This window comes from Microvirga antarctica, from assembly GCF_017921815.1.
In the GTDB taxonomy this organism is placed as follows: domain Bacteria; phylum Pseudomonadota; class Alphaproteobacteria; order Rhizobiales; family Beijerinckiaceae; genus Microvirga; species Microvirga antarctica.
In genome coordinates, this window is sequence record NZ_JAGEMM010000015.1 from 1 (window position 1) to 556 (window position 556).

At 65.8% G+C, this 556-nt stretch carries 2 protein-coding genes; one reads left to right on the forward strand and one right to left on the reverse strand.

Translation table 11 applies throughout. The annotated features are described in order from the left end of the window. Positions 1-93: 93 nt before the first annotated feature. Entirely contained in the window at positions 94-354 is a 261-nt protein-coding gene (locus tag J4G32_RS20655; RefSeq protein ID WP_210497493.1) for a recombinase zinc ribbon domain-containing protein, read from the reverse strand. On the opposite strand from J4G32_RS20655, the gene J4G32_RS20660 reads away from it, so the two are divergent. Then, the coding region (locus J4G32_RS20660) for a hypothetical protein (RefSeq protein WP_210497495.1) at positions 338-556 on the forward strand (219 nt) is incomplete at its 3' end. The two genes, J4G32_RS20655 and J4G32_RS20660, sit on opposite strands and share 17 nt — an antisense overlap.

The window sequence follows — 556 nt, forward strand, 5'->3', positions numbered from 1 at the left end:
CGGATGCGCTGGTTGGTCCGCGACAGCTCCTGCTCGATCGACGCCCGCGCCGCGCGCCGATCGATCCGGCCGCGATTGACCTCCGCGTGAAGCTCAGCCGCAAACGCCCTTGAACAGCTCTGGATCCATCAAACCCTGCTCGAGGTCGTCGATCACAATGCCCTCGAAGGTCTCGCGGCGGACGGTCAGCATGTTGCTGCAGATGGCAGCGCCCTTGTTGCGCGCCGACGCACAGCCAAAGCGGTCCTTGCCGACCTTGACGTAACCGGCGCCACAACAGCCGCACTGGATCAGGCCGGAGAGCAGGAATTTGGGCCGAGGCTGCTGGTGGAAGGGTTTGGGGCTGGATGACACGTCGGGGCCGGGTCTCGACCGCCCACGCCGTCTGGCGGGCCTTCACGGCCGTCCACAGGGCCTCATCGATGATCCCAAGCTCCGGGACGTCATGGACGACCAGCGCATCATCGGTATTGGCGCGCGAGCGGCGCTTGCCGGTATCCGGGTCCTTCATGTAGCGCAGGCAGTTCAAGCCCAGCTTGCCGACGTGGAGCTCGTT